Here is an 18,191-nt window from a genome sequence, read left to right as displayed (position 1 = left end):
GCCACCACCGCTAATTTAAAGGCAAGGGAATAATCTTTTTGCGTACGCTTGGCTATTGCATTCATGACACTCTCCACGGTTCAGGATAAAAAGTGTCAACATTATTCAGGACGGGTCACAGTAAATAAAAAAAGCGGCTTCGGCCGCTTTTTTATTGTCACAATTTAAAGTCATCGCACAGTGTGCTGCAAATTTTCGTTAAAGAGAACCTTTGACCAAAAATGGATACTGTCATCACGCCACATTGGCAGTCTTTATCAAGTACCTTGCCTTTAGTGCTTTATCAAGGTTATCTGTCAGACAAAGCGCTGGAATTTTTGTGCGCTAGTCCGCATCCGAGGTAGTTTTGTCCCGCTTTACATTTTGCAATCAAGTCGATGAAGTTTAGCTTGCAGCAGAACTGCAGTTATGAGATCAGGCGGAGTCAGCAGAGAATGTTGCGACCAAGGTTGCATTGACAAGCAATTCAATGCGTGGTGTAACATGGTGATGCAGAGACGATTCTTATGCTGCTGGCTGAGCTCTCAGCCATGATTGTTCGCTTCCGGAGCCGGGCGGTTGGAGTTCTGATGAAACATATAAAAGCTTATCAATTGGAAGTGCAGCAGCGCACTTTGTGGGTACGTGCTAATGGTGTGTCGACGCTGTTGGTGGCTTCTGACTATCAAAAAGATTTTAAAGCAGCAGCACAACCCTTGCTTGGCAGCGAGTGGGCCGTAGTGGTTGATATGAGATTGTGGCAAATGAGCCCGCAGCAAGTATTTGATTTATTTAAAGCTGTTGTGAGCTGGAGTTATACCAATCAGTTAAAACATGTGGAAGTAATTAAACCTGCCGATCCTTTATTGCTCTGGCAATATTTAAAAGCGACGGATGTGGAACAACCTGATGATGTGATACGTAATTTTGTTGATGATGAAGAAACTGCCCGCCTGCATTTACAGGCGGCCGGTTATCTGACAATAAAAACTTAGCCGCGCGGTAATACCAGTTTTTTCTCCTTGGCAGCACGGTAAAGCACCAGAATGTGGCCAATTACCTGAACTTTTTCTGCTTTGGATTCACGCACTATAGCGTCCATTACTGCAACTTTTTCGTCACGGTCAATACTTGGTACTTTTACTTTAATCAGCTCGTGATGCTCAAGTGCCAGATCAATTTCAGCCATCACACCCTCGGTGAGGCCATTACCGCCTAACAGAATAATTGGCTTTAATTCGTGTGCTTTTGCTTTTAAAAACTGTTTTTGTTTGTTTGATAAACTCATAAGTAGACTTTTTCCATTGGGAAAGCTTGAAATTACGCTATTGTACCGCCATCTTGCAGGGAAGACCAATTAAGAGTAGTTCCATGACCAAGAAAAAGCGTTCTGCCAGTTCATCGAGGTGGCTGCAGGAACATGTATCCGATCCTTTTGTGCATAAAGCACAAAAATTAGGTTTACGTTCGCGGGCTTCATTTAAGCTCGAAGAAATACAACAAAAAGACAAGCTGATTAAACAGGGTAATACCGTTGTTGACCTAGGTTCGGCGCCAGGCAGCTGGTCGCAACTGGCGGCTGAGCTGGTTGGACCTTCAGGTTTTGTGATTGCCTGTGATATTTTGCCGATGGATCCACTGGCCGGTGTTGCCTTTTTGCAGGGTGATTTTCGTGAAGATGCAGTGCTCAATGCGCTGCTTGACCGTATCGGTGGCCGCAATGTTGATGTGGTGTTGTCCGACATGGCCCCCAACATGAGCGGTAATGCCACAGTTGACCAAAGCCGCAGTATGTACCTGGTGGAACTGGCGCTGGATATGTGCAGTAAAGTATTGAAACAGAACGGCAGTTTTGTGGTCAAAGTATTTCATGGTGATGGTTTTGAACAATATGTGCAAAACATCCGTAATGTATTTAGCACTGTACGGATCCGAAAGCCCGATTCGTCACGTTCACGTTCGAGCGAGACTTATATCGTGGCGACAGGCTTCAAACTCTAGTAAAGTAGCAACAGAAGCATTTTCTGGTAACAAGAGGTTATAACCTTGAGCGACATGGCAAAGAATTTAATGGTATGGCTGGTGATCGCCGTCATTTTGATGACGATGTTCAACAGCTTCAGTCCAACCGACCGTAGCGAGCGGCAAACCAGTTACACGCAGTTTATTAACGACGTGAAACAAGGTCAGGTACGCGAAGTAAAAGTTGACCGAGCTGGCCTAGTGACCGGCGTAAAACGTGATGGTCAGCGTTTTGAAACTGTGATCCCAGGTGGTTACGACGATGGTTTGTTAAAAGACCTGATTGAAAACGGTGTGGATGGCACAGGTGTGCAGCCGGAAGAAGGCAGTCTGCTTGGTCAGATTTTTATTTCCTGGTTCCCGATGTTACTGCTGATTGGTGTCTGGATTTTCTTTATGCGCCAGATGCAGGGCGGTGGCGGCAAAGGCGCTATGTCTTTTGGTAAAAGCCGTGCCCGTTTAATGGGTGAAGATCAAATTAAAACAACTTTTGCTGATGTAGCAGGTTGTGATGAAGCGAAAGAAGAAGTATCTGAGCTGGTCGATTATTTAAAAGATCCGTCACGCTTCCAGAAACTCGGTGGCCGTATTCCAAAAGGCGTATTAATGGTTGGCCCACCAGGTACAGGTAAAACTTTGTTAGCCAAAGCCATTGCCGGTGAAGCAAAAGTACCGTTTTTCACCATTTCAGGTTCTGACTTTGTTGAAATGTTTGTGGGTGTTGGTGCCTCACGAGTGCGCGACATGTTCGAACAAGCGAAAAAAGCCGCACCTTGTATTATTTTCATCGATGAAATTGACGCCGTAGGCCGTCAGCGTGGTGCCGGTTTAGGTGGTGGTCACGACGAACGTGAACAAACCTTAAACCAGATGCTGGTTGAGATGGATGGTTTTGACGGTAACGAAGGCATTATTGTCATTGCTGCGACCAACAGGCCAGACGTGTTAGATCCTGCGTTATTACGTCCGGGTCGTTTTGACCGTCAGGTCACTGTTGGTTTACCGGATGTGCGTGGCCGTGAACAAATTCTGAAAGTGCATATGCGTAAAGTGCCATTAGGTGATGGTGTTGATGCATCATTAATAGCCCGTGGTACCCCTGGTTTTTCAGGTGCTGACTTAGCCAATTTGGTGAACGAAGCAGCGCTGTTTGCCGCCCGTAACAACCGTCGTGTCGTGTCGATGGATGAGTTTGAAAAAGCCAAAGACAAAATTCTGATGGGTACTGAACGTCGTTCTATGGTGATGACGGAAAAAGAAAAAGAAATGACGGCTTACCACGAAGCAGGGCACGCTATTGTCGGTCGTCTGGTGCCTGAACACGACCCTGTGTACAAAGTGAGTATTATTCCACGTGGCCGCGCCCTGGGTGTCACTATGTATTTACCTGAGCGCGACAGAGTCAGTCATTCCAAACGTTATCTGGAAAGTATGATCAGCTCGTTGTTTGGTGGCCGTATTGCCGAACAAATCATTTATGGTACTGAAGCTGTCAGTACCGGCGCTTCAAATGACATTGAACGGGCCACTAACCTGGCGCGTAAAATGGTCACCCAGTGGGGCTTCTCTGAAAAACTGGGTCCACTGCTATATGCCGAAGAAGAAGGCGAAGTGTTTTTAGGTCGTACTGTGACAAAAAACAAAAGTATGTCTGAAGACACTGTGAAACTTATTGACTCCGAAATCCGTGATTTTATTGACCGCAACTACGCGCGTTCAAAACAGCTGATTGAAGAAAATATGGATATTCTGCATGCGATGAAAGATTGTCTGATGCAGTATGAAACCATTGATGCTAAACAGATTGATGATTTGATGGCACGCCGAGACGTTCGGCCTCCGGAAAATTGGGAACCAAAAGATAAAAAGCCTGATCAAAGTTCAGGTGGTGATGCCGCAGCAACAACAACAGATGCGGCAGTTGACGACAAACCAGCTGAAAGCCCACTGCACTAAGTTAGTGTAAGTTTTTAAAAACCCCGACTTGTTCGGGGTTTTGTTTTTAAAGCCAAAAATTATCAGCGGTTAACGGGTCTGACGCAGTAAAATAAGCTGATGTTTCAGATCTTTGTGATCAAGTCGCTGCTACTTAGCATAGTATCGAATCGCAACTTTTTAACTGCCTGGCCGCAGAGTTTGTCGGGCGCAGTGTAGAGTGTGTAACTTTCAAATTGATGCAAAGTATGGCGCAGCTGCTGTTTTAAGAGGTATATATGATTTTAGCTTTACCGCGCGGTCGTCAGCTATCGCTCAAACGCTGCAAACTGATGGCCATTTTAAATGTGACGCCGGATTCATTTTCCGATGGTGGTAAATTTGTTGGCCATGATGCCGCTTTGCGTCAGGTTGAACAAATGCTCAAAGACGGCGCCAATATTATTGATATAGGTGGCGAGTCGACCCGGCCTGGTGCAGCTGAAGTATCAAAAACAGAGGAGCTCGATAGAGTGATACCTGTCATTGAGCTTATCCGCCGTGAGTTTGATACTGTTATTTCCATTGACACCTACAAAGCGGCTGTGATGAAAGCAGCTATTGATGCCGGCGCCGATATGATTAACGACGTTAGGGCATTACAGGACCAAGGCGCTATTGAGATCGCAGTAAAAACACAAGTGCCGGTGTGTCTGATGCATATGCGAGGTATGCCGGGTTCAATGCAGCAACTCACTGATTATCAGCATGTAACCAATGAAGTTCTTAGCTTTTTACAACAAAGGGCAGAACTTTGTATCGCAGCAGGTATAAATCCTTCGCAGATTATTCTCGACCCTGGTTTTGGTTTTGCTAAAACGCTGGCACAAAACTATCAGCTGCTGGCTGAACTCTCGACATTTCAACAATCTGGCTTTGCGGTACTGGCTGGCATGTCGAGAAAGTCAATGGTCGGGCAATTGCTGAATAAGCCTGTATCAGAACGTTTGGCAGGCAGTATTGCCTGTGCCACAATAGCCGTTATGCATGGCGCCCGTATTATCAGGGCGCATGATGTCAAAGAAACAGCCGATGCAATAGCTGTGGCTGAAGCGACAATGTTTGGAGAATTTGAATGAGCAGGAAGTATTTTGGGACCGATGGTGTGCGTGGTCGTGTTGGTGAGTTTCCGATAACACCAGAATTTGCCATGAAGTTAGGCTGGGCAGCAGGTCGTGTTTTATCGCAGCGTGGCACACGTAAAGTGCTGATTGGTAAAGACACCCGTATTTCAGGTTATTTGCTGGAAACTGCCTTGGAAGCAGGTTTAATTGCCGCCGGTATCGACGTTCGTTTGCTTGGCCCTATGCCAACGCCTGCCGTCTCTTATCTGACACATACCTTCCGTGCCGAAGCCGGTATTGTCATCAGTGCTTCACACAACCCTTATTATGATAACGGCATTAAGTTTTTCTCGGCCAACGGTTCTAAGCTCGATGATGAAATTGAGCTGGCGATTGAAGCTGAACTTGAACAGCCTATGGTATGTGAACCGTCAGAGAAACTGGGTAAAGCACAACGTATCGACGACGCCTCTGGTCGTTATATCGAATTTTGTAAAAGCCATTTACCCAAACATATGTCGTTAAGTGGTTATACCATAGTGCTGGACTGCGCCAACGGCGCCACTTATCACATTGCACCCAATGTGTTTAAAGAGCTTGGTGCCGAAGTTCACACTATCGCCTGTAGTCCTAATGGTTTGAATATCAACGAAAAATGTGGTGCGACTCACACCGACGCTTTGCAACAGGCTGTGGTTGAACTCAAAGCCGACCTGGGTATAGCTTACGACGGCGACGGTGACCGTGTGATGATGGTTGACCACACCGGCCGTCAGATTGACGGTGATGAAATTATTTATATGATTGCCCGCTCTGCCAAAGAACGTGGCCGGTTGCAAGGTGGGGTGGTTGGCACTTTAATGAGCAATATGGGGCTTGAACTGGCGCTTGCTGAACTTGATATTCCATTTGCCCGCAGCAAAGTAGGCGATCGTTATGTGATGGAATTGCTGCAGGAAAAAGGCTGGCGTATTGGTGGAGAGAACTCTGGTCATGTGTTGAATCTGGACCATGCCGGCACGGGCGACGGCATTATTGCATCCTTGCAAGTGCTGGCTTCGATGATAGACACCAATTTGTCACTGGCTGACCTGAGCCATGGCATGACCAAACTGCCACAGGTGCTGGTGAATGTGAAGTTTGAAAAGGGCACTGCGCCGCTGGAAAACCTGCATGTAAAAGAGGTTATTGCACAAGTTGAGCAGGATTTGGCCGGCCAGGGCCGTGTGCTTATCCGCAAATCCGGTACTGAACCTTTAATTCGCGTAATGGTAGAAGGAAGGCAACAGGATCAGGTACGTGAATATGCAGAGAAAATCGCTGCTGCTGTGAAAATTGCCAGTTAGGTAAAATGCCGGTTTGCTGCAATTTTAATAAGCTGAATGAAGCAGCAGAAACCGGCAATCACCTATAAAAAAAGCGCCAATGGCGCTTTTTTTATAGGTGATGACTTGTGTGCCACAGCCTTGTTCGTTAATATCTCGCCCGCTTAATACTGGGAGTTTCCATGACACAACGCAGACCATTAATTGCCGCTAATTGGAAGATGAATGGCAGTGTCGATCTGGTAGAACAGACCAGTGCAATTTTAAATCACATAACAGCCTGTAAGGCTGAAATTCTGATCTGCCCACCTGTAATATTTCTAACTGGCTTTCCAAAAAGTAGCCAGTACAAGTTGGGTGGTCAAAATGTCAGCACTGAGCGCAGTGGTGCCTTCACAGGTGAAATAAGTGCTGATATGCTGCGCGCCGCAGGGGCAGAATATGTGATTATTGGTCACTCAGAGCGCCGTGCACTATTTGCTGAAACTGACGCTGTGGTTTTAGCCAAAACTAAGCAGGCAATTTCGGCTAAATTAACGCCAATTGTTTGTTTTGGCGAAACTTTAACCGAAAGGCAGCAAGAAAAAACTATGCAGGTTCTTGCACAGCATTTGGATGCAGTGTATGCTGCGCACCCTGAATTGCTTAGGCATTCGGTGATAGCTTATGAGCCGGTTTGGGCGATAGGCACAGGCGAAACAGCCACACCAGAACAAGCTCAACAAGTGCATTCTTTTATCAGAACTCATTTGAGTCAATACGATAAAGAAGCTGCAGAACAAGTAAGAATTTTGTACGGCGGCAGCGTTAACGCAGAAAATTGCGCTGCACTGTTCGCACAACCTGACATAGACGGTGCTCTGGTCGGTGGTGCAAGTTTAAAACCAGCAGAATTTGCTGCTATTTGCCAGAGTGCACAGGATTAACCATGTACGAAATCGTAATTGCATTATACGTCATAGTTTCACTGGCGATTATCGGCCTTGTGCTTATTCAGCATGGTAAAGGCGCTGATATGGGCGCTTCATTCGGTGCCGGTGCGTCTGCAACAATTTTTGGTTCTTCAGGTACAGGCAACTTTCTGACCCGTTCAACCACAGTGTTAGCAACGATATTTTTTGCGTTAAGTCTGGTGTTAGGTAATTTCAACACCAAACATATTGAACAAAATTCAGAATTTGAAAACCTGTCGGCACCAGTGGTTGAAAAAGCACCTGCAGCTGAAGAAAAGAAAGACACAACCAAAGATATTCCGGTTGGTAACTAAGTTACTGACAACTGCCAAGCAGTAAAAGTTAAGCCGAGATGGTGAAATTGGTATACACGCTACCTTGAGGTGGTAGTGCCCTAGGCATGCGGGTTCGAGTCCCGCTCTCGGCACCATTCTTTAATCCTGAGTTAAGTTGTTTGTAAGAAACCTCGTCTGCTGCAAACCATTGCCGTAAAACAAACTAACTCAGTGACAGCTAAAACAAATCTTGCGATAGAGTGCTCAGCACTATATAATGCACGCCAGTTACGGACGCGGGATGGAGCAGCCTGGTAGCTCGTCGGGCTCATAACCCGAAGGTCGTCGGTTCAAATCCGGCTCCCGCAACCAACTTAACTAAAGTTCAACTTTCAGACCTTAAGCAAATTGCGATAATGGCAGGTTAACTTTAGTGCAAAGGTGAACTGACCTTTGCATCTTGTTCCTCGATAATGCCGTATTGTCCGGTAAATACTCTTGTGAACAGACCAGATTTATAAACAAGATTGGCGATATCTTGTTTTTTCGGATTTAATTTCGCCCCGTTCTTCGGGGCGTTTTTATATCTGAAGTATTGATGTACTAAAATTCTGGGCTATATGCCCTTTTTTTATTTCTGGAGGTCTCTTTGACTAAACAAGAACAGCGCTTAACCGAGCTGTTAACGCCAACTGTAGAAGCCGCAGGCTTTGAATTGTTGGGTTGTGAGTTCGTGCCTGCTGGGCGTCATTCCACATTGCGGCTTTTTATTGATCATCCGGACGGAGTCACTGTTGACCACTGTGCCGTTGTGAGTCGTGAAGTGGGCGCCATCCTTGATGTTGAAGATCCGATCCCAAACGAATACAACCTCGAAGTTTCTTCTCCTGGTCTGGACCGTCCGTTATTTACTGCTGAACATTTTGCCAAAGTTGTTGGCCAGAAAGTTGAAGTAAAGCTGGCGATCCCGCAGGACGGCCGCCGTCGTTTTAAAGGACAGTTGCTGGAAATCGTCGATGACATGTTAGTAATTGAAGTGGATGGCAAACCTTATCGTTTGCTTATGGATAACGTAGATAAAGCAAACGTAGTACCGGTTTTTTAAGTTAACCGGCTCTTAGTGAGGCAGAAAACATGGCAAAAGAAATTTTATTAGTAGTTGATGCGGTCTCAAACGAGAAGTCTGTGCCGCGTGAAAAGATTTTCCAGGCGTTAGAATATGCACTGGCAGCCGCTACCAAAAAGAAAAATGAAAGCGACATCGAAGTTCGTGTTTCTATCGACCGCAAAACCGGCTCTTACGAAACATTCCGTCGTTGGCAGGTGGTTGCTGATGATCACGTGATGGAGCATCCAACCCGTGAAATGACATTGTCAGCTGCACAGTACGACGAACCTAATCTGCAGATTGGCGATTATGTTGAAGAGCAGATTGAATCTGTTGTATTTGACCGTATCACCACCCAAATGGCGAAACAGGTTATCGTACAAAAAGTACGTGAAGCTGAACGTTCACAAGTGGTGGAAGCTTATATCGACCAGGTCGGCGAGCTTGTGACCGGTGTGGTTAAAAAAGTAAACCGTGACAGCGTGATTGTGGATTTAGGCAACAATGCCGAAGCCATGCTGGCACGGGAAGAAATGATCCCACGCGAAACTTTCCGTCCTGGTGACCGTATCCGCGCTTTATTGTTTGCGGTAAATCCGGAAGCCCGTGGTGCCCAGCTGTTTTTAAGCCGCACCCGCCCTGAGATGCTGATTGAACTGTTCCGCATTGAAGTGCCTGAAATTGGCGAAGAAATGATTGAAATCCGCGGTGCAGCACGCGACCCGGGTTCACGCGCTAAAATTGCCGTCAAAACCAATGACCGTCGCATCGACCCTGTGGGTGCTTGTGTGGGTATGCGTGGTTCACGTGTGCAGGCCGTTTCCGGTGAGTTGGGCGGTGAGCGTGTTGATATAGTGCTGTACGACGATAATCCGGCTCAGTTTGTGATTAACGCTATGGCGCCGGCTGAAGTGGCCTCTATCATCGTTGATGAAGAACGTCATGCCATGGATATCGCAGTTGAAGACGCTAACCTGCCAATGGCCATCGGCCGTGCCGGTCAGAACGTGCGTTTAGCCAGCCAGTTAACGGCGTGGGAGCTGAACGTGATGTCAGTGTCTGATATGAAGAAAAAGCATCAGGAAGAAAATTCCAAAGCGCTGGAAGCTTTTATGTCTGCGCTGGAAATTGATGAAGATTTCGCAGGTATTCTGGTGGATGAAGGTTTCTCTTCACTGGAAGAAATTGCTTATGTACCAGTCAGTGAGTTACTGGCTATTGATGGTCTGGACGAAGACACAGTTGAAGAACTGCGTAAGCGTGCCAAGGCTGTATTGACCACTCGGGCACTGGCCAGTGAAGAATCACTGGAAGGTTCTACGCCGAGTGAAGCGCTGTTGAACCTGCCTGGTTTAGAAACGCACACTGCCTACGTGCTGGCAAGCAAAGGTGTTGTGACGCTCGACGATCTGGCTGAATTAGGTGTCGATGATTTGCTCGAAATTGAAAAAATGAACGAAGAAAAAGCTGCCGCGCTGATTATGGCTGCACGTAATATTGTTTGGTTTAGTGAAGAAAACTGATTGGTCAACGGAGGTAACATTGACATGGCGGAAGTAACGATTGAAAAACTAGCCAGTGATGTGGGAACGACTGTTGATCGGTTAGTCCAACAATTTGCTGATGCGGGCATCCCGAAGCAAGCCGGTCAGATGGTTTCAGAAGACGAGAAAAAGTCTTTATTGGATCATCTGAGCAAACAACATGGCGGTGCCAGCACTGAGCCATCGCGTTTAACATTAAAACGCAAAGAAACTACCACACTGAGCGTAAGTGGCGGCGCAGGCCGTAACCGCGAAATTCAGGTGCAGGTGTTAAAACAAAAAACTTATGTCAAACGCCCCTTGGTGGATGACGCTGCAGCTCAGGCCGCAGAAGAAGCCCGTTTAGCCGAAGAAGCGGTGAAAGCGGAAGAAGCACGTCAGGCTGCTGAAAAAGCTGCTGCTGAGCGCAAAGCAAAAGAAGAAGCCGATAAAAAGGCCGAAGCTGAACGTAAAGCTTTAGAAGCGAAAAAACAGGCTGAAGCCCGTGCACAGCTGCTGAAAGATGATCCGGAAGAAGCAGCCCGTCGTCAGGCGAAAGAAGATGCCAAACGCGAAGCTGACCGTATCATTGCGCAACAAGATGCTGAGCGTCTGCGTAAGCTGGAATTAGAAGCACAACGTCAGGCCGAAGAAGCCCGTAAACTGGCTGAAGAAAACGCTGAACGTTGGGCAAAAGAAGAAAAAGCCCCGGTTGAAGTGGGTGATTATCATCTTACATCAAACGTTTATGCCAAACAGGCCGAAGACGAAGTTGACGCACGCGATGAGCGTGGTGGTCGTCGTCATGGTAAAAAAGCCCCTGTTGGCAAAACCAAGAAAAAAGATGATGACGATAAAGACGCTTTTAACCGCGCCAATCGCCACAAGAAAAAGAAAACCCCAACCAGTATGCAGCATGGTTTTAATAAACCGGCGCAGCCTGTGGAGCGTGAAGTGAAGATTGGTGAAACCATCACTGTTGCTGAGCTTGCCGCCAAAATGGCAGTGAAAGCGTCAGAAGTTATTAAAGTGATGATGAAGATGGGCGCTATGGCGACTATCAACCAGGTGATTGATCAGGAAACTGCGGCCATTGTCTGTGAAGAAATGGGCCACAAATTTACCCTGACCAAAGAAAACGAGCTGGAAGAAGCGGTGATGTCTGACCGTGAAGGCCAGGGCGAGTTAGAACCTCGTGCACCTGTTGTTACCGTTATGGGTCACGTTGACCATGGTAAAACTTCAACGCTGGATTATATCCGTAAAGCAAAAGTAGCAGCTGGCGAAGCCGGTGGTATTACGCAGCATATCGGTGCTTACCACGTTGAAACTGAACGCGGTATGGTGACATTCCTCGACACGCCAGGTCACGCCGCCTTTACTTCAATGCGTGCCCGTGGTGCTAAAGCAACAGATATCGTTATTCTGGTCGTTGCTGCAGACGATGGTGTGATGCCACAAACTAAAGAAGCGATTCAGCATGCGAAAGCTGCTGGTGTGCCTTTAGTTGTTGCAGTGAACAAAATGGATAAACCGGATGCAGATCCGGACCGCGTTCGTAACGAATTATCTCAGTTTGAGGTTATTTCGGAAGAATGGGGTGGTGATACTCAGTTTGTGCCAATTTCTGCCAAAACCGGTATGGGCATCGACGATTTACTTGAAGCCATTCTGAACCAGGCTGAACTGCTGGAATTAAAAGCCGTCACTCAGGGCCTGGCCCGTGGTGTGGTCATTGAATCCCGTCTGGACAAAGGCCGTGGCCCGGTAGCGTCAATCCTGGTTCAGGAAGGTACGCTGCATCAGGGTGACATCGTGCTTTGTGGTTTTGAATACGGCCGTGTTCGTGCAATGCGCGATGAAAACGGTAAAGAAGTTAAAACCGCAGGTCCGTCTATTCCGGTCGAGATTTTAGGTTTATCTGGTGTGCCACAAGCCGGTGACGAAGTAACAGTAGTAAAAGACGAGCGTAAAGCCCGTGAAGTTGCTTTGTACCGTCAAGGCAAGTTCCGCGATGTGAAACTGGCCCGTCAGCAAAAAGCCAACCTGGAAAACATGTTTGCTAACATGACAGATGGTGACGTTTCTGAACTGAACATCGTTCTGAAAGGCGACGTACAAGGTTCAGTGGAAGCCATCAGCGAATCACTGATGAAACTGTCTACCGACGAAGTGAAAGTGAAGATTGTTGGTAGCGGCGTTGGTGGTATCACTGAAACTGACGTAACACTGGCAGCTGCTTCATCGGCTATCGTTATCGGCTTTAACGTCCGTGCTGACGCGACTGCCCGTAAACTGGTTGACGAAGAAGGTCTGGACTTACGTTATTACAGCATCATTTATGAGCTGATTGACGAAGTGAAGGCGGCCATGACAGGTATGCTGGCTCCTGAGTTTAAGCAACAAATCATTGGTCTGGCGCAGGTTCGTGCTGTGTTCCGTTCTCCGAAGTTTGGCGCTATCGCAGGTTGTATGGTTACTGAAGGTGTAGTGAAACGTAACGCACCAATTCGTGTACTGCGTGACAACGTGGTTATTTACGAAGGTGAACTGGAATCACTGCGTCGTATTAAAGATGACGTGTCTGAAGTTCGCAACGGTTTTGAATGTGGTATCGGCGTGAAGAACTACAACGACGTGCGCGAAGGCGACCAGATTGAAGTGTTTGAAGTGATTCAGGTTGTGCGTACTCTGTAACGCAAGCTCCTGATTTAACACTGTATATAATCAAGCAGGGGCCGGGTGCCCCTGTTTGTTTCTATTGAAGCAGGAAATTTTTATGGCTAAAGAATTCAGCCGGGTTGACCGGTTATCCCAACAAATGCAGCAGGAAATTGCAGTAATTTTGCAACGCGAAATTAAAGACCCGCGCCTGCACAGCATGATCACAGTGTCAGATGTTGATGTGTCACGCGACTTGTCACACTGTAAAATTCACGTCACTTTTTTAGGTCTGGCACCGGAAAAAGTGCAGGAAAACCTGAATATTTTAAATGACGCTTCGGGTTTTATCCGCAGTTTAATTGCTAAACGTATTCAGGCCCGTATTGTGCCAACCATTCGTTTTTACTTTGATAAGTCGCTGGATGAAGGGATCCGGATGGCGAATCTGGTAGAAACAGTGCGTAAGTCAGACGAGAAAAAACGTCTGGATGCCGGTCAGGAATTAGACACGCCTGCTGCAAAAGCCGCAGACGAAGAAGAATAAGCCAATGGCACGTCGTCAGGTCAATGGCATTTTGTTGCTGGATAAGCCACTCGAAGTGTCCAGCAACGGCATTTTGCAACGGATCCGCTGGTTATATCAGGCCGAAAAAGCTGGTCACACCGGTGCTTTAGATCCGTTAGCCTCAGGTTTATTGCCCATTTGTTTTGGTGAAGCCACTAAGTTTTGTCAGTTTTTGCTGGATACCGATAAAACCTATGAAGTGACAGCGCGTTTTGGCCTGCGCACCGACACCAGCGACGCCGCCGGTGAAGTCATCAGCCAAAGGCCAATTGCATTTAGCCAGGCAGAGCTTGAAGCCGCTGTTGCGAAAGCCCGTGGTCCGCAGTTGCAGGTGCCCACTATGTATTCGGCGCTGAAATATCAGGGCCAGCCGCTGTATAAATATGCCCGTCAGGGCATTACAGTGCCACGTGAAGCCAGGCCTATTACCATTTTCCGTTTTGAGTTGCTTGGTTTTGATGGTCAGGATGCTCGTTTTGTGGTGCATTGCAGCAAAGGCACTTATATCCGTACTTTAATTGATGACTTGGGTGAAACTCTGGGCTCTGGAGCTTATGTCACGGCGCTTCGGCGTATTCATGTCGGGCCTTTTGACGCCAGCCAGATGCGTGTTGAAGCCGATTTAGTGCCGCTCAACGACAAGCAAGACTGGCAGGCGCTGGATGCTTTGTTGCTGCCGATGGACCAGGCGCTGCTTGGTTTGGCTGAGCTGGTGATAAACCCGCAGCAACATCAGCGGTTGGTGCATGGTCAGACAGTGTTGCTTAATGATGCAGAGCTTGAAACTCTGCAAGAAGCGCCGGTGCTGGATGCCATTAAACTTTATACCGAAGCAGGTCAGTTTATTGGTATTGGTGCTGTGGCTGAAGGTGTGCTATTGGTGCGCCGACTGCTGAACACCAGTCAGTTTCAGTCATCCTGAAATATCGGTTGTAATCAATAACCGGCGTGCTAGAATGCGCGCTGTTTTTGGGCTGTATGCTGGATTAGTGCCTGGCTACAGCAGTACCTAAATGATCCTGGAGGATTTTATGTCACTAACTACCGCTGAAAAAGCAAAAATTCTGGCCGATTTCGGCGTTGTTGCTAACGATACTGGCTCACCAGAAGTACAAGTTGCTCTGTTGACTGCTTCTATCAGCAAGCTGCAACCTCACTTCGCTGACCACAAGCATGACTTCCACTCACGTCGTGGTCTGCTGCGTATGGTTTCTCAGCGTCGTAAACTGCTGGACTATTTAAAGCGTAAAGATGCAACTCGTTACGCAACTCTGATCGAGCGTTTAGGTCTGCGTCGTTAATCGACCACTTAAATTTCGTAAAGAACAATAAAGGAGCTTCGGCTCCTTTTTTGTTGCCTGAAAATCACAACTTAAAGCACTGCACCTCACAGCTGTTGAGTCTGTCGCTATTTTTGTTGTTTTCTGCTGGAAAACGGCTTAGGGAAAACAACAAAGCACTGATTTTTCTGTTGCGCCCATCTTTTGGTGGCTATCTTTTGTGACTGCTTACAAGCTATACTGTCGGGCGAAAAATCGACCCCAAATATAACGCGTTTAAGGCTCAGAAGGGCCCCAGTCCACGCGTACACAGAAAGGAAATTACCACGTGAATCCCATTGTAAAATCATTCCAGTTCGGCCAGCACACTGTTACTTTAGAAACCGGCGTTATTGCCCGTCAGGCAGACGGTGCAGTGTTGGCCAGCATGGGCGACACCTCAGTTTTAGTGACAGTTGTTGGTAAAAGAGCACCAAAACCAGGTCAGGATTTTTTCCCGTTAACAGTGAACTATCAGGAAAAAATGTATGCTGCCGGTCGTATCCCTGGTGGCTTTTTTAAACGTGAAGGCCGTCCTTCAGAAGGCGAAACTTTAACGTCACGCCTGATTGACCGTCCAATCCGTCCATTATTCCCTGAAGGTTTCACTAACGAAGTTCAGGTGATTGCGACTGTTGTTTCAGTACAACCAGAAATTCAGCCTGATATCGTTGCGCTGTTAGGTACTTCAGCTGCTTTAGCCATTTCAGGTATCCCGTTCAGCGGCCCGTTAGGCGCAGCCCGTGTTGGTTACATTGACGGCCAATACGTATTAAACCCATCAGAAACAGAATTAAAAACCAGTAAGTTAGATTTAGTGGTTGCCGGTACTGCCAATGCAGTATTGATGGTTGAATCTGAAGCCGGTGTATTGTCAGAAGAAGTGATGTTAGGCGCTGTTGTTTACGGCCACGACCAGATGCAAACGGCCATCAACGCCATTGCTGAATTTGCCGCCGAAGGTGGCAAACCAGCCTGGGAATGGGTTGCACCTGCGAAAAACGAACCTCTGATTGCCAAAATTGAAGCTTTATCCACAGCCCCTGTTGGCGAAGCTTACCGTATTACTGAAAAAGCCAAACGTTACGAGCGTATTGGTGCTATCAAAGCTGAAGTATTTGCCCAAATCAAAGCTGAACTGGCTGAAGGCGAAAGCTTTAACGAAACAGAAGCCGGCGAAATTTTCCATAATCTGGAATCAAAAATCGTTCGTAGCCGAATCATCAAAGGCGATCCACGTATTGATGGCCGCGACAACGAAATGATCCGTGCTCTGTCAGTGATGACTGGCCTGTTGCCACGTACGCACGGCTCTGCGCTGTTCACCCGTGGTGAAACTCAGGCGCTGGTAACCTGTACTTTAGGTACTGCCCGTGATGCACAAACCGTGGATGACCTGCTGTCAGACAAAACTGACCACTTCTTATTCCACTACAACTTCCCTCCGTTCTCAGTGGGCGAAACCGGTATGGTTGGTTCACCAAAACGTCGCGAAATTGGCCATGGTCGTTTAGCTAAACGTGGTGTTGCTGCTGTGATGCCAGACTTTGACGCTTTCCCTTACACAGTGCGTATGGTGTCTGAAATCACTGAATCAAACGGTTCAAGCTCAATGGCTTCAGTTTGTGGTTCTTCATTAGCCCTGATGGACGCCGGTGTGCCAATTAAAGCTTCTGTTGCCGGTATTGCTATGGGTCTGGTGAAAGAAGGCAACGACTTTGTGGTGCTGTCAGACATCCTGGGTGACGAAGACCATTTAGGTGATATGGACTTTAAAGTGGCTGGTACCACTGCCGGTATCACTGCACTGCAGATGGATATCAAAATTGAAGGTATCACTAAAGAAATCATGCAGATCGCGCTGAAACAAGCCAAAGCTGCCCGTATCCACATTCTGAATGTGATGGACCAGGCGATCAGCACGCACCGTGAAGAGCTGTCTGAACACGCACCTCGTATTTACACCTTAAAAATCAACCCGGAAAAAATCCGTGATGTGATTGGTAAAGGTGGTGCTGTGATCCGTCAAATCACTGAAGAATCAGGCACAACCATTGAAATTGAAGATGACGGCACGGTTAAAATTGCCGCGACCAACTCTCAGGCTGCTGCCATTGCTATCGCTAAAATTGAAGCTATTACCGCTGAAATTGAAGTAGGTGCAGTGTATTCAGGTGAAGTGGTTCGTATCGTTGATTTTGGTGCTTTTGTAAACGTGTTACCAGGCAAAGATGGTCTGGTTCACATTTCACAAATCTCAGACGAGCGCGTCAGCAATGTTGCTGATCACCTGACCGTTGGCCAGAAAGTACAGGTAAAAGTACTGGAAGTTGACAAACAAGGTCGTGTGCGTCTGAGCATCAAAGAAGCGGGTGAAAAATCATCTGCTGAAGCTGCTCATGCAGAAGCTACAAACTAAGTTCAAAACGTTAAGGCAAAGCAGGCTGGCGCTCGCCGGTCTGCTGTCGCTGCTGCTTGGCAGTGGCATTGCCGGTTGTGTAACCACCGCACCAGCACCCGCTGGTGTATTGGTTGAACAGCCATTAACCCCTGAGCCTATGCAGGTTCCTTACCGTACAGAAATTGCCATCGCCCGTCTGAACGAAATATTGCAATCGGCCGACCTTACTGAGCCACAGCGTGCCCGGTTATTTTACGACCGTGGTGTGATGTATGACAGTGTTGGTCTTTCCGCTTTGGCCCGTTTTGATTTTATGCGTGCACTGCGGCTTAAACCTGATATGGCAGATGCTTATAACTTTATCGGTATTCATCATACGTTAAATGGTGATTATGATTCGGCTTATGAAGCTTTTGACTCAGCGCTCGAGCTGGATCCTGATTATCAGTATGTGTATCTGAACCGTGCTATCGCATTGCAATATGATGAGAAGTTTGAACTGGCGCTGCGCGACTTTAAACAGTTCCAGAACATTCAGCCTTCAGATCCGTACCGCGCTTTGTGGTTGTATCTGGCACAGGTGCAGCAGTCAAAAGAAACCGCCGCTACAACGCTTGCCGCGCAGTTTAAACAGCTGGATCAAAAACAGTGGGCAACTCAGATTGCCGCTTTTTACCTTGGCACTATCAGCGAACAACAGTTGTTAAATATCGCCAGCAGTAATGCGCTGGAACCCAAACAACTGGCTGAACAACTGTGTGAAGTGTATTTTTATCTCGCTAAATGGCATGCATTGCAACAAAACCCTACACAAGCCATTGAGTATTATAAAAAATCTCTGGCGACTAATGTGTACGAGTTTGTCGAGCACCGTTATGCACGGCTTGAAATGGCCAGGTTGCGCCATCAGGTTGTTGCTGAAGGTGCCGCTGCTGAAGATGCTGAGCATGTGCATTAATCTGGGTTTATTCTGTAAAAAAAGCCGGCTTGCTGGCTTTTTTTTATTGCTGCTGGTGGCA

16 protein-coding genes and 2 tRNA genes are annotated in these 18,191 nt (G+C 47.2%); 17 read left to right on the top strand and 1 reads right to left on the bottom strand.

Annotated features, from left to right (window positions below):
* Positions 1-569 precede the first annotated feature (569 nt).
* Positions 570-974: a hypothetical protein gene (locus RCH83_RS08360; protein ID WP_306520906.1), complete on the top strand. Its 405-nt coding sequence runs from the start codon at positions 570-572 to the stop codon at positions 972-974.
* On the opposite strand, the gene yhbY is transcribed toward RCH83_RS08360, so the two are convergent.
* Entirely contained in the window at positions 971-1,267 is a 297-nt protein-coding gene (gene yhbY / locus RCH83_RS08355) for a ribosome assembly RNA-binding protein YhbY (protein WP_260657311.1), read from the bottom strand. The two genes, RCH83_RS08360 and yhbY, sit on opposite strands and share 4 nt — an antisense overlap.
* Positions 1,268-1,350: 83 nt before the next feature.
* Here yhbY and rlmE point away from each other — a divergent pair, with 83 nt between their 5' ends.
* The 16 genes from rlmE to nlpI all read left to right on the top strand — a co-directional run bounded on the left by rlmE (position 1,351) and on the right by nlpI (position 18,130).
* Positions 1,351-1,980 carry a 23S rRNA (uridine(2552)-2'-O)-methyltransferase RlmE gene (gene rlmE / locus RCH83_RS08350; protein ID WP_306520903.1) on the top strand — a complete coding sequence of 210 codons (630 nt, stop codon included), beginning with the start codon at positions 1,351-1,353 and terminating at the stop codon, positions 1,978-1,980.
* A 54-nt stretch (positions 1,981-2,034) separates the two neighbouring features.
* Positions 2,035-3,957 carry an ATP-dependent zinc metalloprotease FtsH gene (gene ftsH, locus RCH83_RS08345; protein ID WP_306520901.1) on the top strand — a complete coding sequence of 641 codons (1,923 nt, stop codon included), beginning with the start codon at positions 2,035-2,037 and terminating at the stop codon, positions 3,955-3,957.
* Between the two features lie 257 nt (positions 3,958-4,214).
* Complete coding sequence (gene folP, locus RCH83_RS08340) at positions 4,215-5,054, top strand: dihydropteroate synthase (protein WP_306520899.1); 840 nt, start codon at positions 4,215-4,217, stop codon at positions 5,052-5,054.
* Complete coding sequence (glmM, locus tag RCH83_RS08335; protein WP_306520897.1) at positions 5,051-6,385, top strand: phosphoglucosamine mutase; 1,335 nt, start codon at positions 5,051-5,053, stop codon at positions 6,383-6,385. The genes folP and glmM overlap by 4 nt, the downstream gene beginning before the upstream one ends.
* A gap of 161 nt (positions 6,386-6,546) precedes the next feature.
* Positions 6,547-7,290, top strand: coding sequence for a triose-phosphate isomerase (gene tpiA, locus RCH83_RS08330; RefSeq protein WP_306520895.1), 744 nt, complete (start codon positions 6,547-6,549; stop codon positions 7,288-7,290).
* A 2-nt stretch (positions 7,291-7,292) separates the two neighbouring features.
* The gene (gene secG, locus RCH83_RS08325) at positions 7,293-7,631 is read left to right on the top strand and encodes a preprotein translocase subunit SecG (RefSeq protein ID WP_306520893.1); all 339 of its coding nucleotides are present in this window, start codon (positions 7,293-7,295) and stop codon (positions 7,629-7,631) included.
* Positions 7,632-7,663: 32 nt separating this feature from the next.
* A tRNA-Leu gene (locus RCH83_RS08320) sits at positions 7,664-7,747 on the top strand.
* Positions 7,748-7,887: 140 nt separating this feature from the next.
* Positions 7,888-7,964 (top strand) — tRNA-Met (locus tag RCH83_RS08315).
* Positions 7,965-8,241: 277 nt separating this feature from the next.
* Positions 8,242-8,697 (top strand): ribosome maturation factor RimP, encoded by a 456-nt coding sequence (rimP, locus tag RCH83_RS08310; RefSeq protein WP_306520891.1) that lies wholly within the window; start codon positions 8,242-8,244, stop codon positions 8,695-8,697.
* 29 nt (positions 8,698-8,726) lie between these two features.
* Positions 8,727-10,223: a transcription termination factor NusA gene (gene nusA, locus RCH83_RS08305; RefSeq protein ID WP_306520889.1), complete on the top strand. Its 1,497-nt coding sequence runs from the start codon at positions 8,727-8,729 to the stop codon at positions 10,221-10,223.
* 24 nt (positions 10,224-10,247) lie between these two features.
* Positions 10,248-12,920: a translation initiation factor IF-2 gene (gene infB / locus RCH83_RS08300; RefSeq protein ID WP_306520887.1), complete on the top strand. Its 2,673-nt coding sequence runs from the start codon at positions 10,248-10,250 to the stop codon at positions 12,918-12,920.
* An 82-nt stretch (positions 12,921-13,002) separates the two neighbouring features.
* The gene (gene rbfA, locus RCH83_RS08295) at positions 13,003-13,431 is read left to right on the top strand and encodes a 30S ribosome-binding factor RbfA (RefSeq protein ID WP_306520885.1); all 429 of its coding nucleotides are present in this window, start codon (positions 13,003-13,005) and stop codon (positions 13,429-13,431) included.
* 4 nt (positions 13,432-13,435) lie between these two features.
* The gene (gene truB, locus RCH83_RS08290; protein ID WP_306520883.1) at positions 13,436-14,374 is read left to right on the top strand and encodes a tRNA pseudouridine(55) synthase TruB; all 939 of its coding nucleotides are present in this window, start codon (positions 13,436-13,438) and stop codon (positions 14,372-14,374) included.
* 109 nt (positions 14,375-14,483) lie between these two features.
* Complete coding sequence (gene rpsO / locus RCH83_RS08285) at positions 14,484-14,753, top strand: 30S ribosomal protein S15 (protein ID WP_306520881.1); 270 nt, start codon at positions 14,484-14,486, stop codon at positions 14,751-14,753.
* Positions 14,754-15,060: 307 nt separating this feature from the next.
* Positions 15,061-17,190: a polyribonucleotide nucleotidyltransferase gene (pnp, locus tag RCH83_RS08280; protein WP_306520879.1), complete on the top strand. Its 2,130-nt coding sequence runs from the start codon at positions 15,061-15,063 to the stop codon at positions 17,188-17,190.
* Positions 17,171-18,130, top strand: coding sequence for a lipoprotein NlpI (gene nlpI, locus RCH83_RS08275; protein ID WP_306520877.1), 960 nt, complete (start codon positions 17,171-17,173; stop codon positions 18,128-18,130). Before pnp ends, nlpI begins: the two co-directional genes overlap by 20 nt.
* The last annotated feature ends 61 nt before the right edge of the window (positions 18,131-18,191 follow it).

The sequence above is a fragment of the Rheinheimera sp. genome, from assembly GCF_030824435.1.
Taxonomy (GTDB): domain Bacteria; phylum Pseudomonadota; class Gammaproteobacteria; order Enterobacterales; family Alteromonadaceae; genus Pararheinheimera.
This window is presented reverse-complemented; position numbering and strand designations above follow the sequence as displayed.